The sequence below is a fragment of the Flavobacterium riviphilum genome (assembly GCF_055231795.1).
Genome location: NZ_JBUYSY010000018.1, coordinates 34,530 through 47,574, shown reverse-complemented (window position 1 = coordinate 47,574; position 13,045 = coordinate 34,530). Strand labels below are relative to the sequence as shown.

The window sequence follows — 13,045 nt, the reverse complement described above, 5'->3', positions numbered from 1 at the left end:
AATATCTAACTTCTAATATCTAACTTCTAATATCTAACTTCTAATATCTAACTTCTAATATCTAACTTCTAATATCTAACGTCTAACGTCTAACCTCTATCGTCTATTTCGAATCTTTACGCTTTTTGTTTCTAGTTTTAAGCATATTACGATTCACAGAGCCGTGGGTTTTTTTCTTCGTTTTCGAAGGTCCTCCTAAATTGACTTTCTGATTTTTTTTGCTTTTTTCATGAAACGCTCCTTCGCCTTCTAAGGTGACTTTTTTCAATAAGAATTTTACAGGCTGACGATCTTTCTCCGGTCCAATCAATTGTGTGGATACCGCTACTTCCTCTGGAAAAGGGGATAGGGGCAATTCCATGTTCATCAACAATTCGATCTCAATTTTGGATTCTTCTTCTCTTGGTGATACAAAATTGAGGGCAGTACCCAAAGCATCCGCTCTACCGGTTCTACCAATGCGGTGCATGTACAATTCAGGTAGTTCGGGCATTTCAAAATTGATGACATGGGTGATATTGGAAATATCCAACCCTCTAGCCATAACATCGGTGGTGATCAATCCTCTCAAACGGCCTTCTTGAAATTCGGCCATAGTATTCAAACGATAATTTTGTGATTTGTTAGAATGGATGATCCCGAATTGTCCTTCAAAAAGGGAATCGATTTTATCAAAAAGTAAATCGGATATTTTTTTATTATTAACAAAAACCAAAACCCTACTCATGGTTTCCTCTTGGGTTAACAAATGGGCTAGTAAATTGACTTTGGTATTGAAATTGGGTACACTATAAGTAAGCTGTGTGATGTTTTCTAATGGCGTCCCAGAGGGAGCAAGTGTTACTTCTTCGGGATAATCAAAGTAATCATTCAATAGTTCATCCACTTCATCGGTCATGGTGGCCGAGAATAAAATGTTCTGACGCTTGGTTTTCATCATGGCCAATAAGGCAGTCAATTGAGGTCTAAAGCCCAAATTCAACATTTCGTCAAATTCGTCGATGACTAATTTTTGAGTTACATCAAAGCGAACAACCGCGTCCAAAGCCAAATCCATCGTTCTACCTGGGGTGCCAACAAGGATGTCAACCCCTTCATACACGGCTTTTTTTTGTGTGTTAATGTTTACCCCTCCGTAAATCCCGAGGGTTTTAACCGACAAGTATCGGGTGAGTTTTTCTACTTCTTCTACCACTTGAACCACCAATTCGCGGGTAGGCACCAAAATCACAATTTTGGGTGTATTGGTGTTGGTGAATTTATATTGTTTTAACAAAGGAATAAGGTAAGCAAAAGTTTTACCGGTTCCGGTTTGTGCGATTCCCATCATGTCTCTGCCCGATAGAATCACCGAAAAAGTTTTCTCTTGTATGGGAGTAGGCGAGGTAAACCCTAAGTCATTAATGGCTTTTTGTAAGGATTTAGGAAGTTGGAATTGCTCGAAAGTACGCATGAATCTAATTTTTGTGCAAAGATAGGTATAATTTAGGCATTTTTTTCTTTTCATTTCCACCCGCCAAGGAACGCCTCCTTTCGAGCATCGAGAATTTGTAAAAGGTATAGTAGCAAATCCTTTCTCCGATTAAGTTTTTACAATATATCCAAACCCCAAAACTCACTCTTCACTTTTCACTTTTCACCTCTCACCTCTCACTTTTCACTCCTCACTCCTCACATCTCACTTCTCACATCTCACATCTCACCTCTCACATCTCACATCTCACTTTTCACCTCTCACTTTTCACCTCTCACTTCTCACTCTTCACTTCTCACACTTCACATCTCACCTCTCACCTCTCACCTCTCACCTCTCACCTCTCACCTCTCACTTCTCACTTCTCACATCTCACATCTCACATCTCAGATCTCAGATCTCACTCTTCACATCTCACATCTCACATCTCAAATCTCAGATCTCACTTTTCACTTCAACAACCGCTTTACCCGCATTAAAAGTTCCTCGGGATTAAAGGGCTTGGTCACGAAATCATCCACGCCCAGTTGAAACGCTTCGACCACGCTTTTTTCTTCTTCTCCTAAAAACGACAAAGCAATTACGGCGGTTTTGGGATAATTTTTTTTAACATAATCAATAATTTCGAAACCCGATTTAAGTTGTAAAAGAAGGATGGTAATGACCAAATCAGGTTGTAGTTTTGGAAGAAGCGCAAGGGCTTCAATGCCATTTTCTACAAAAGTCAATTCGTAGTTTTCTTTTCTAAAAATCGCTTTCAAAATAGCAAGGTTCATAGAATCATTGTCTATTATCAAAATTTTTTTGGAGGACATAAGCGTTATTTTTTATACAATTCAATTTCATCTAACATGACCATTGGTTTTTTGTTTTTTCTTTTTCGCCAAATAGGCAATTCCGACTGGTTGCGAATCACAATTTTAAGTTGAGTAAAGCTACTAAATTTGCTGCTTCTAAATGTAGCAGTGACTCGACGCACCTCGTCGTTTTCGGTAAGTTGGTCCATAGCAAGCTCTTCGAGCAAGACCCATTTGGATCGTTTGTTTCCCCAAATTTGTATGGTTTCGGGTGGGAAAATCCAATGCCGTTGGTCTTCTAAAAACCCCATTTCTAAAGTATTGAAAGAAAGCTTTTGGGTAGTTAATAGGAACGTTGGATTACTTCCATACCAACCTTGCCAATTGAGGGTGAAATCTCTAGTGCCTCTCACGCCGTCTACCAAATCTTGTTGTCCTTTTCCTTGAAAATCATCCGAGGCTGGGACAAGGTAGGTTACGTCCAGTCCTTCACCTAAATGGTCGGCAAAACCGTTTTGAGCATAAGTTTTCCAATCGTTAAGATAGGTTTCTGGTGACAAACCCCCTTCGCTAAGTTCGTATACCTGGTATTTTCGACATCTCGCGGCAAAATCGGTTGCTTTTTGCATCAACCTAGTTTTTGCTTGGGTCCCGTTGGGGGTATTTTCAAAAAGGCCATGTTGTTTTTTGCCATAATATTTGGCTTGCTGCAAATGAACATAATCAAGATCGAGCCGAATTTTTTCTATTCGAGAGGCCAAAATAGAATCGTTGGCAACGGCCAATGAGGCTTTTTCCAAAATTTGATCGTATTGATCCAATTGTTCGGGACTTAAAAAGCGTTGAATTTGTCCCACAGGACCATCGTATATGTCCAAATAAGAGGCCGATTGAATTTGATTTTGATGCAATACATCTAAATACTGTTGTACAAAAGGCGCCGCTTTTCCATAGTAGCCTCTTAAAAAATCTTGGGTAATTTTCGGGATATCGGCTTGAGGATCCCATAACAATTGGGCCAATAAGTACTGTCTTAATTCATACAGGCTACCGGGTACATCCGCATAACCTTGGGCAAAAACCCCTTTGACTCCCGCTTTTGTATAAGCTTTGAAATTGTCTGAAAACGTATGGAGGTTCGGAAACGGACTCAAATAATTGGAAAAACCTACGGTATAGTCCCAGATAAAGACATGAGGCGAAAGTTGGGTCCATTTTTGTAAAGTTTGCCAGACCGAGGGGTTGTCGATGATGGATTTACTTCTATTCATGGCTATGGGCGAAAAGAGAATATAGAGATTGGGTGCTAAGCGCAATTGTTGGGGAGGGTGGTAAGTAAATAAATAAGAGAGGGTAACAATTTTATGTTGAGGAAATTGTTGGGCCACCTGGTTCAAAAAATAGAAATGAGCCCCTTGTGGTGTGCCATAGCGTTTGTTTTTGGCTTGACATTGGGAACATTCGCAATAAACAATATCATCGTTTTGACTCACCGAATAGTACTGCGCTGTTGGATTTTTGTCAATAATACTAGCCAATTGTTGGGTAAGCAAAGCCAAGGTTTTCGGATTTGAATAACAGAGCCCCTCTGCGTTGCGTTTGCCATTATAATAGGCATAGTATTCGGGATGTGGGGCAAAATAAGTTTTGGGAGGTAATAAAGTGGCAAAGCTATGCCCCCACAAACCAAAAGCATCTAAATACCAATCCAATTTATGCCACGCTCGAAAGGAGGCGTCATAACTGGCAGGATACAATAAACCTCTAAATTGAAAGGTCGGAGTATAGGACTTAAAATAATCAAGTGGGAAACTGAGCTGTGCTGGTTTGGGATAATAGGTGTATTCCGGACTAAACTTTCGTACTTCCCAATACTCTAAAAGTGTATACACGGCATAACGCAAATACTGTGGTGAAGAGGCTTTTAAATAGAGTGTCTTCTGATCTGAAGAAAGGCTAAACGAAGGCGCAGAGAGTGTGGGGTTAAGTTCCAAAACAAGGGCTGGAGTAGTGGAATTGGTTTGTAATTCAAATGTAAAGGGCCCCATAGCTTTTAAATGTTGTTGCAATTCCAGAGCTACTTCTTGCTCCAATGCATTTTGAGCAACAATAACATAGGAAACATGAGGTTTAAAAAGGAGTTGGCCAGGTGCTTTCATAACAGAAAAAAGGAAGAGTATAAAGAACGAAAGGGTTTTCATGACTTTCTAGTTTTAAAAAACATACTGCATGCGCACAGTAATTTCAAATTCACTTTGATGATAATTTTTTATTACTTCTTGATAATTAAAGGCGGTGAGTAAGCCAACTATATATTTTTCATGCAACATCTTTTGCAATCCTAATCCCGCTCGTAGCGATTGTAGGGCAATACGATTTTGCAACAAACCAATGGTGTTTTTGTCATCTGGAGAAGTGCCGATACCCAAATGTAGCGAGCCAAAATCGTGCCGATTGCCATAATAGTATCTTGAAGTAAAGAGGTAACTTGTATATAAGTTGTTGTCATTTTTTTGTAAATAAAAATCACCTTTCAACCAAAAATTGCCATAGTATTTTCCAAGACCCACAACCAAAGCTGCAAAGTCTTCAGAGGAGGTTTGGGTGTAACGCAACCCCAAATTGCTTTCCCAAATCTTTAAAAAAGAAAAATAGTAATTGCCCCCCCATCGAATCTTAGGGAAAACCACATCATTACTTAAGGCAAGGTTGAAGTTGAAATATTGGTTTTTATAGGTGTTGAGGTAGATGTCGGCTTCATATTGCGTGCCTTGTAGGACGATTTGATCCATGCCACGACGGTCCAAGTAAGATACTCTGCCCAAGGCTGTTCCCCATTTTCGTGTAGTACTATAACTCACATTGATCATGTTCCAAGGCCCTACATAGTTCCGGTCAAATGTAGTATTGCTGTATTCGATACCAAGGCGTTGCTGGTTAATTTTACCTTCCAAGTAATTCAAACGCTGTTTGAGGTAGGAGTTATTGCCATAGTTGTGTTGTAAAGTATACAAATACTGCAATTCTTCCTCATCTTGGGCTTGAACTTGCATAACTTCGGCTTTTTTGAACAATAAGGCGGTATTGTTTTTATCGTTGGCAAGCCCTAATTCTACGATTTCTCGAGCTTTATCATATTGACCGTCTTGTGCTTCTAAATCAATCCAATACGGATAAACATCTGCATATTTTGGATTGCGCTCTATAACATAATGATAATAATATCGGGCACTATCCTTGTTTTTGAGCAATTGGTGCATTCTGCCAGCAAAAAGATGAAAATCCAAATAATTGGGTGCCAAACGTTTTCCTAGTAAAGCTTTTTGAAGAATGACTTCATGCAGTACGTCGTTTTTATAATCATTGACAATGACGGAAACCAAGCTGTCAGTGTTAATTTTTTGTGCCCAAACTTCGGTCGACACAAGCATTGCGAGCCAACAAACGATTATAGTTTTATAGAGGAGGTGTATTTTCATCTTACTCAAGTTTGGGAGGAGGAATGGCCTTGACGGGTCATTTCGCCCCATTGTTGTTCTTTTTGTCTAAAAAAATGCCAATAGCCTTTAATGGAAGCATACACATTAAAAGGGTGATAGGCAAAAGGTTCCAAGAGGGCCATCAGAATTAACTTTGAAATCTCAGGTAGCTGGCTATAATGTCGGAAGCGATTTTCTTCTATAATAATGGAAACTAAGGTAACCAATAAATAAAAACAATATACGCAAAGAGACATATACAATAGGAAATCATAGCGATAGAGATGGGTAAAATAACTCAAACCTAATAACAGCAATCCTAATACTTCGAGTAGCGGAATCATAAACTCATAAAAGAAAAAATAGGGGAGCAATAAAAAGCCGGTTTTTCCATATTTAGGGTTGAAAAACATGGAGCGGTGCAAGTATAAGGTTTGGATGAGTCCTCTGGCCCAGCGGACCCGTTGCCGCAATAATATGGTACGGGTAGTAGGTACTTCGGTCCAACAGAGCGATTCGGGTATGTATACAATTTTAAATTTTTCTTTTCTTTCGTACATACATTTACGCATACGCAAAATCAATTCCATGTCTTCACCTAAGGATTTATGCCAATATCCACCAGCTGCAATGGCAATTTCTTTGTCAAACAATCCCAATCCACCAGAGACTAAAAGCAAGCCATTCACTTGAGTCCATGCCATACGTCCAATTAAAAACGAGCGCAAATATTCTAGCTCTTGAAAGCCTGGAAACCATTGTGTAGGAAATTTGGATTGAATCAAATAGCCTTCTTGGATTATAGAAGAATTAGAAGCCCGTATCCCAGCTCCAGTAGCAATCACACGGGTTTGATGTTCAAAAAAGGGTTTGACTAATTTTATTATGGTGTCTTGTTTTAAAATACAATCTACGTCGGTGCATAAAAACAAGGGATATTGGGCCGAATTAATCCCTGCATTAGAGGCATCGGCTTTACTTTTGCCATTTTCCTTATCTACTACTAGTAATTTTGAATATACCGGATTTGTAGACCGATAATGGCCGCGAACAGGTTGTGTTTTCAGCGATTCTACATAATAAAAAGGGACTTTGACTAATTCAAATTCTTGAATTAATTTGACTAAGGTATCGTCTGTACTGCCATCATTTACAATAATGATTTCAAATTTAGGATAGGTTAAGGAAAGCAACGATTTGACATTATATACTATGGTAACTCCTTCATTATAAGCTGGGGCTACAACCGACACCCCAAGCAAATGATTGGATTTCATGACAATTTCTTCCTCTAGGTATTTTTGATAGCGCATATGCTTGCGAATGCCATAGTAGCCTAAAAAAACGATGGCAATGAATAGTACCAAATAGCTAGCAGCAAAAAAGGTAACTACGGATTCCAAAAATAAAATAATCTGTTTTAGGAGGTTAGTAACCATAATCGCGTTTGGTTTTAATATGTTCGTACATGGTGTAACGTAGACTGTTTTCTTGCGCTAATCGTTGCGCTTCTTGTTCATTCACATAAACTAAAGTTTCCATGGCATTCAATTGTAGTTCTGGGAGCATCAATTGATCAAGATGAGTGCTTAAAAAGGTAACAGTGGAGGCGCTACCGATCACTTTCAATGTTTTAAGGGCTTGGATTTGTAAGGGAATCGAAAATTTGAAAAAACGCTGCAGCAATGGAAGCTCGCCTTCAAAAATGAACAAATCCCTCAAAGCATAAATGACTTCTAATACAAGGGAATCATCCTTAGAGTCCAATAGGGTTATAATGGCTGCGTCATGCGACTTATCATTGTAAAACACTAAGGTTTTAATCGCTATTTTTTTGATAGAGTCGTTGTTTGAGGCTAACCATCGACCTGCATTAGGATTGATGGTAACACGATTCTGATGCAATATATCCATGATTTTGATGAGGTTCAATTCATTGATGATGACAGTGGTGTTTTTGAAGTCTCCTTTTACAACCGGATACAATGTAAAATAAGTCATGTAAGCACTAGAACGGATCACCTTTCTTTTATGTCTTAAAAAAGGCACCAGAATTTTTTTGATTTTTTTGCGGTAGCCAATCATTTGCAAGTCGTACAAGGCCTCGCATTGGGTGTTGATAAAAAAACTTTGCAGTCGTTGTAAAGTATATTGGTGTAAATTTAAATCCTCAAACAGTTCGGGGATACGCTCAGCATATTGTCCTCTAATGTTTTTTTTAAATTGAATTAAAGTAGCAATGGTTAAATTTTTACACCAATTTTTATGCAACGGAAGCTCATGTTTTAGTTTTTGCAAACGTTCTTGGTAATAGTGAGGATCAGTATTTTTTATAAGTACGGCAACTAAAAAGTTTTCTAGGGTGTGTTGAATGTTTTTTCTGTAGGGAATGTTTTGGTTATAGAGAAGGGCACTTACAAAGAGGTAAATAATCACAATTGCAACTGAAATAGCCAATAATGGAAGAACGATAGTTTTAATGTAAAATACAATGGAATCCATAAAGTTCTTATTTTCAGCATAATATTACAAAAAAAAATCGAATGATAAAAAGAAATTCCTTTTGTTAAGTAGGTTTTGTTGTACTATATAAGGATCAAAACTTTTCGAACACGCCCAGTCCAAACAAAGCAAAATCATATTTAACAGGGTCAGTTGGGTCTAAAATTCGGAGTTGGGTATCTAATTCATTTAAAGCTTTACCGTCGTTTTGTTTTCTATACAAAAGACCTAATTTGCGAGCCACATTGCCGGAATGTACATCCAAAGGACAGGATAATTTTGAAGGTGAAATGCTTTTCCAAATACCCAAATCTACTCCTTTGCTATCTTGACGACACATCCATCTTAGGTACATGTTGATTCTTTTGGCGGCCGAATTATTCAGTGGATCCGAAATGTGTTTTTGACTTCTTTGCGGTTGATTCACTTCAAAAAAAATCTTTTTAAATTCATGAATACTTTTTTGGACACTTGTGGTTTCTTGATGTTGGGCAAAAACATTTTCTAATCCCCCATGATGCTTGTATATATGTTGCAATCCTTTTATAAAAGCCTTAAAGTCTTGTCCGTTAAAAGTTCTATGAACAAATGAATCTAGAGCCTCCAAATGGCTCTCTGAATGAGATAAAACAAAGTCATAAGGTGAATTACCCATCAAGTCCATCATTTTAAGACCGTTTTTGATAATCATTTTGCGGTTACCCCAAGCGATAGTTGCACTCAAAAAACCTGCAATTTCTATATCCTCTTTTTGATTAAACAAATGAGGAATTTGAACGGGATCGCTTGCAATAAAATCCAAAGTATTGTATTGTGCTACTTTTTGATCTAGAAATTCTTTGAGTTCGTTGGGATGCATTGGAAACAGTTGGGGCTATGGAATAATTCGTTTACGTAGTTTTTATTTGTCCGTCCACCATGACCAACTTGCGGTCGGCCATATTGGCTAAGTCTTCGTTGTGGGTTACAATGACAAAGGTTTGTCCCATTTCATCTCTTAACTGAAAAAACAGTTGGTGCAACATTTCTGCCGAATGGGTATCGAGATTACCAGAAGGTTCGTCTGCAAAAACCACCTCGGGGGAGTTGATTAAAGCTCTTGCCACGGCTACTCGCTGCTGTTCCCCACCCGAAAGCGCATTGGGTTTGTGATCCATACGATGGGATAGTCCCAAATACCCTAGCAGTTCTTTTGCCCTTTTTTCGATTTCGGTTTTGGGTGTCCCGGCTATAAAGGCCGGAATACAGACGTTTTCTAAGGCTGTAAATTCAGGTAATAATTGATGAAATTGAAAGATGAAGCCTAAGTTGAGATTTCGAAACCGCGATAATTCGGTGTCATTCAGTTGCAAGATGTCCATGCCGTTAATTAGGAGTTGACTATGAGTCGCCGGACTGGGGCGATCCAATGTGCCTAAAATTTGTAATAAGGTGGTTTTACCTGCACCGGAAGCCCCCACTATGGAAACTATTTCACCGGCTGTAATGTGTAAATCTACCCCTTTAAGTACTTCTAACTGATCGTAATACTTGTGGATGTTTTTGGCTTGTATCATAAACATAGGATTTTTACAAAGAAACAAAGATTTTGCGCCTTCCAAAAAGGATTCGTTTTTTTATTTCAGCCAACAACTATTAATCTTACGTTAAAAAGATGTTTTTGTTTAATATTTTATTACATTTGTTAAACAAAAAAAGAGTAGAATATATGGAAACTCACAAAGCAACGTTTGCTGGAGGATGTTTTTGGTGCACCGAGGCAGTCTTTATGAATCTCAAAGGGGTGCAGACCGTAGTGTCAGGATATACAGGAGGAACTTTAGAGCACCCCACTTACGAGCAGATTTGTAATGGGAATACGGGTCATGCCGAAGCAGTACAAATAGTTTATGATGCGCATACCATTGCTTTTAGCACATTGTTGGAGGTTTTTTTTGCCACCCATAATCCCACCACGCTCAACAGACAAGGTGCGGATATAGGACCTCAGTACCGATCGGCGATTTTTTATCACAACGAGGAGCAAAGAGTAGAAGCCGAAAGTATAATCCAACGTATAGAAGCCGAACAAGTTTGGAGCAGCCCCATAGTGACAGAGGTAACACCGTTTACGGTTTTCTACAAAGCAGAAGAGTACCATCAAAATTATTTTTATCGTCAACCCGAACAAGCCTATTGCAGTTACGTAATTACTCCGAAAATAGACAAAGTGTACAAAACTTTTTCTGCAATTATCAAATAAAAAAAACATCTTATGAAAACAATAACCGAAAAAGAATTAATTGAAATATTGGGCGACAATCATTATTTTACTAATGCAGAAACGCCTTTACGTGAGGATGCTTTTGCAAAATCGGATGCGGAAAAAATGCAACGGATCGAACACCATTTTCATGCCATTATGGAAGAAATTGGCTTGGATATGACAGATGATTCCTTGAGTGGGACACCGTATCGTGTGGCCAAAATGTACATCCAAGAAATTTTTAGTGGTTTGAATCCTCAAAACAAACCCAAAATTTCTGTATTTGACAACAGTTATCATTATGACAAAATGTTGGTAGAAGCCAATATTAATTTTAACTCTACCTGTGAGCACCATTTTTTACCCATTGTAGGTAAAGCTCACATAGGGTATGTTTCGAGTGGCAAAGTAATTGGGTTGTCAAAATTGAACCGAATCGTTGACTATTATTCTCGTCGACCCCAAGTACAAGAGCGTTTGATAATGCAAATTTTTAACGAATTAAAAGAGGTGTTGGAAACAGACAATGTGATTGTGGTGATGGAAGCCAAACATTTGTGTGTGTCTAGTCGTGGTATCAAAGATGAAACAAGCTTTACGTCAACCATTCAGTATGGTGGGATTTTCAACGAAAAAGAAAATAGAAATGATTTTTTCAATATGATTAAACAAGGATAAAAGGCACTATTTTTGTTTGGTCCTTTCAAAAATTTAAAAATGACAAACCAAGCAGAAAGTAGCGATGAAGCTTCTCAAAAAAGAAGACATTTATTCTTAAGTATCTTGTTTGATGCTATCGGAATGCTTTCTTTTTCCATACCAATGATTGGTGAATTCTCAGACGTGATTTGGGCACCTTTAGCCGGTTTTTTAATGACCTGGATGTATAAAGGAAGTGTTGGGAAAGTAGCGGGAGTGATAACATTTATAGAAGAATCCTTTCCTTTTTCAGATATAATCCCAACGTTTACTTTGACTTGGATATACACTTATCTCATCAAGAAACAGAAAAACGCTTAAAAATAAAAACAAAAAAAGCTTCCGTAACGAAGCTTTTTTTATGTTTTAAATAGAAAACCGAGTCCCATACTTCGGAGCATTTTTTTTTCGAAAGCCCAAAAAAATCGAAATTGACCAAATAAAAATCCTATGCAAACTAAAAGTACTTGATAAATAGGGAAAATAAGTAGGAGTCGAATAGGAGTGAACCAAAATCCCAAATCATCTTTGGTTATGCCCAGCCAATAACAAAAAGGTTTAGATAACCATGCAGATGCTGAACCAGTGATCGCAAAAACAATAAAAATCAGTGTTAATTGAAAGTTACTTTCTATACCCCAACGTTCTTTTAATTTTCTCATTCTAAAATGTCAATTGTACAAATATACTAAGTTTATCGTATCGGGACATTGCCAAACAAACGTTGTTTGTATGTATTTTGAAAATAAATCATGTAATTGTAGAGTAAATAATTGACCTCGTACCCATAATCAATGTTCGGATCGTAGTTGATGGTCATTTCGTAAAGATTTGGATCAAAACGTTGGGGTTGTTGCACCCGTAAGTTCCATTCGGTGACATAAAAACGATTTTTATTCTCCAAGTAAAATTGCGTGTAAAACCCTCTAGGTTGCGCTACAGAGTTGAGCCAGCCCACAAATCCGGGATCGATGATAATTATTTCGTATTCTAGTTGTTCATTGGCAATACGCACCGTGTCACCAAGTACGGACTTGGATGTGCTTGAGGGAGTTGAGGTGTGTTGTTTTGCCGTACATGCCACCATGATGATAATTAGGAAACAACTGAAAATAAATGCTCTCATGGAATGTAATTGTTGCAAAGTATACTGAATATTATAAAATGCGAATCAGAATTAAAAAAAAAACGCCATCAGAGGTAAGATGGCGTTGTGTGTTATGATTATTTACCGAAGATTCTACCGAGTAAACCACCAAGTCCTCCACTGCTTTTGGCAAGATTCATGGCGTCACTGATATCGACTTTACCATCAGCATTTTGATCCAAGCCAAACTGACTGCCGTATTTTGAAATAGCATCCATGATACCCCCAGCTTGAGCACTGTCGCCTGAAATGGCATTCACTATGTCCGTAATTTGGAAACTATCGTTGGGATCATTGGCTTTGCCCATCAAACTTCCCAAGATGTTTGGAATCATACTGCTAGCCACACCAGCGGCTGCATCTCCTGAGAGACCAAATTTTTCGGTTAAATTTCCAGTTAAGTGCTGTGTGATTTGTTGAACGGCTGGATTGGCGCTGTTTTGCGCATTGTTGCCACTAAACAATCCTGCCAATTGTTCCAAACCGCCACCCGCTGCCATTTGTTGTAAGCTATTAAAAATGGAACTGCCGGCTTCTTGCATCACAGCCTCATTTTGCTCATTAGGAATCGCGTCGTTTTGCACCACCGATTCTTGCCCAAAAACTTGTACTAATTGTGTTAATTGCTCAAACATAGGGTTTTAGATTAAAAGTATTGCCAAATGTAAACAAAAAAAGGCAATTTATAATGCAAATTATAAA

14 protein-coding genes are annotated in these 13,045 nt (G+C 38.2%); 3 read left to right on the top strand and 11 right to left on the bottom strand.

Features of this window, described 5'->3' with window-relative positions; translation table 11 throughout:
* Window positions 1-103 precede the first annotated feature (103 nt).
* From ACZIX2_RS12805 to ACZIX2_RS12770, 8 genes are all read right to left on the bottom strand, one after another.
* On the bottom strand, window positions 104-1,453 hold the full coding sequence (locus ACZIX2_RS12805; protein WP_463340489.1) for a DEAD/DEAH box helicase: 1,350 nt from the start codon (window positions 1,451-1,453) through the stop codon (window positions 104-106).
* A gap of 470 nt (window positions 1,454-1,923) precedes the next feature.
* The gene (locus ACZIX2_RS12800; protein ID WP_463340488.1) at window positions 1,924-2,289 is read right to left on the bottom strand and encodes a response regulator transcription factor; all 366 of its coding nucleotides are present in this window, start codon (window positions 2,287-2,289) and stop codon (window positions 1,924-1,926) included.
* 5 nt (window positions 2,290-2,294) lie between these two features.
* Window positions 2,295-4,472, bottom strand: coding sequence for a DUF4838 domain-containing protein (locus ACZIX2_RS12795; protein WP_463340487.1), 2,178 nt, complete (start codon window positions 4,470-4,472; stop codon window positions 2,295-2,297).
* Window positions 4,473-4,484: 12 nt separating this feature from the next.
* Complete coding sequence (locus tag ACZIX2_RS12790; protein WP_463340486.1) at window positions 4,485-5,750, bottom strand: YaiO family outer membrane beta-barrel protein; 1,266 nt, start codon at window positions 5,748-5,750, stop codon at window positions 4,485-4,487.
* Window positions 5,751-5,755: 5 nt separating this feature from the next.
* On the bottom strand, window positions 5,756-7,189 hold the full coding sequence (locus ACZIX2_RS12785; RefSeq protein ID WP_463340485.1) for a glycosyltransferase family 2 protein: 1,434 nt from the start codon (window positions 7,187-7,189) through the stop codon (window positions 5,756-5,758).
* Window positions 7,179-8,252, bottom strand: coding sequence for a hypothetical protein (locus ACZIX2_RS12780; RefSeq protein WP_463340484.1), 1,074 nt, complete (start codon window positions 8,250-8,252; stop codon window positions 7,179-7,181). Before ACZIX2_RS12780 ends, ACZIX2_RS12785 begins: the two co-directional genes overlap by 11 nt.
* Window positions 8,253-8,346: 94 nt before the next feature.
* Entirely contained in the window at window positions 8,347-9,111 is a 765-nt protein-coding gene (locus tag ACZIX2_RS12775; RefSeq protein WP_463340483.1) for a TIGR02757 family protein, read from the bottom strand.
* Window positions 9,112-9,142: 31 nt separating this feature from the next.
* Window positions 9,143-9,808 (bottom strand): ABC transporter ATP-binding protein, encoded by a 666-nt coding sequence (locus ACZIX2_RS12770; protein ID WP_463340482.1) that lies wholly within the window; start codon window positions 9,806-9,808, stop codon window positions 9,143-9,145.
* 152 nt (window positions 9,809-9,960) lie between these two features.
* Between ACZIX2_RS12770 and msrA the strand changes: the two genes are divergently transcribed.
* Genes msrA through ACZIX2_RS12755 form a run of 3 tightly spaced genes read left to right on the top strand, consistent with a single transcriptional unit; the run spans window position 9,961 to window position 11,517 of the window.
* Window positions 9,961-10,494 (top strand): peptide-methionine (S)-S-oxide reductase MsrA, encoded by a 534-nt coding sequence (msrA, locus tag ACZIX2_RS12765; RefSeq protein WP_463340481.1) that lies wholly within the window; start codon window positions 9,961-9,963, stop codon window positions 10,492-10,494.
* Window positions 10,495-10,506: 12 nt separating this feature from the next.
* Window positions 10,507-11,175 (top strand): GTP cyclohydrolase I FolE, encoded by a 669-nt coding sequence (gene folE / locus ACZIX2_RS12760; protein WP_463340480.1) that lies wholly within the window; start codon window positions 10,507-10,509, stop codon window positions 11,173-11,175.
* A 39-nt stretch (window positions 11,176-11,214) separates the two neighbouring features.
* Complete coding sequence (locus tag ACZIX2_RS12755) at window positions 11,215-11,517, top strand: hypothetical protein (RefSeq protein ID WP_463340479.1); 303 nt, start codon at window positions 11,215-11,217, stop codon at window positions 11,515-11,517.
* Between the two features lie 38 nt (window positions 11,518-11,555).
* On the opposite strand, the gene ACZIX2_RS12750 is transcribed toward ACZIX2_RS12755, so the two are convergent.
* From ACZIX2_RS12750 to ACZIX2_RS12740, 3 genes are all read right to left on the bottom strand, one after another.
* Window positions 11,556-11,858: a DUF6787 family protein gene (locus ACZIX2_RS12750; protein WP_463340478.1), complete on the bottom strand. Its 303-nt coding sequence runs from the start codon at window positions 11,856-11,858 to the stop codon at window positions 11,556-11,558.
* A gap of 32 nt (window positions 11,859-11,890) precedes the next feature.
* On the bottom strand, window positions 11,891-12,322 hold the full coding sequence (locus ACZIX2_RS12745; protein ID WP_463340477.1) for a DUF6146 family protein: 432 nt from the start codon (window positions 12,320-12,322) through the stop codon (window positions 11,891-11,893).
* A gap of 98 nt (window positions 12,323-12,420) precedes the next feature.
* The gene (locus tag ACZIX2_RS12740) at window positions 12,421-12,978 is read right to left on the bottom strand and encodes a DUF937 domain-containing protein (RefSeq protein WP_463340476.1); all 558 of its coding nucleotides are present in this window, start codon (window positions 12,976-12,978) and stop codon (window positions 12,421-12,423) included.
* Window positions 12,979-13,045: the final 67 nt, after the last annotated feature.

Bases quoted from the DNA above. Each gene is read 5' to 3' on its own strand.
- ACZIX2_RS12805 (WP_463340489.1), bottom strand. From the start codon at position 1,453: ATGCGTACTTTCGAGCAATTCCAACTTCCTAAATCCTTACAAAAAGCC.
- ACZIX2_RS12800 (WP_463340488.1), bottom strand. From the start codon at position 2,289: ATGTCCTCCAAAAAAATTTTGATAATAGACAATGATTCTATGAACCTT.
- ACZIX2_RS12795 (WP_463340487.1), bottom strand. From the start codon at position 4,472: ATGAAAACCCTTTCGTTCTTTATACTCTTCCTTTTTTCTGTTATGAAA.
- ACZIX2_RS12790 (WP_463340486.1), bottom strand. From the start codon at position 5,750: ATGAAAATACACCTCCTCTATAAAACTATAATCGTTTGTTGGCTCGCA.
- ACZIX2_RS12785 (WP_463340485.1), bottom strand. From the start codon at position 7,189: ATGGTTACTAACCTCCTAAAACAGATTATTTTATTTTTGGAATCCGTA.
- ACZIX2_RS12780 (WP_463340484.1), bottom strand. From the start codon at position 8,252: ATGGATTCCATTGTATTTTACATTAAAACTATCGTTCTTCCATTATTG.
- ACZIX2_RS12775 (WP_463340483.1), bottom strand. From the start codon at position 9,111: ATGCATCCCAACGAACTCAAAGAATTTCTAGATCAAAAAGTAGCACAA.
- ACZIX2_RS12770 (WP_463340482.1), bottom strand. From the start codon at position 9,808: ATGATACAAGCCAAAAACATCCACAAGTATTACGATCAGTTAGAAGTA.
- msrA (WP_463340481.1), top strand. From the start codon at position 9,961: ATGGAAACTCACAAAGCAACGTTTGCTGGAGGATGTTTTTGGTGCACC.
- folE (WP_463340480.1), top strand. From the start codon at position 10,507: ATGAAAACAATAACCGAAAAAGAATTAATTGAAATATTGGGCGACAAT.
- ACZIX2_RS12755 (WP_463340479.1), top strand. From the start codon at position 11,215: ATGACAAACCAAGCAGAAAGTAGCGATGAAGCTTCTCAAAAAAGAAGA.
- ACZIX2_RS12750 (WP_463340478.1), bottom strand. From the start codon at position 11,858: ATGAGAAAATTAAAAGAACGTTGGGGTATAGAAAGTAACTTTCAATTA.
- ACZIX2_RS12745 (WP_463340477.1), bottom strand. From the start codon at position 12,322: ATGAGAGCATTTATTTTCAGTTGTTTCCTAATTATCATCATGGTGGCA.
- ACZIX2_RS12740 (WP_463340476.1), bottom strand. From the start codon at position 12,978: ATGTTTGAGCAATTAACACAATTAGTACAAGTTTTTGGGCAAGAATCG.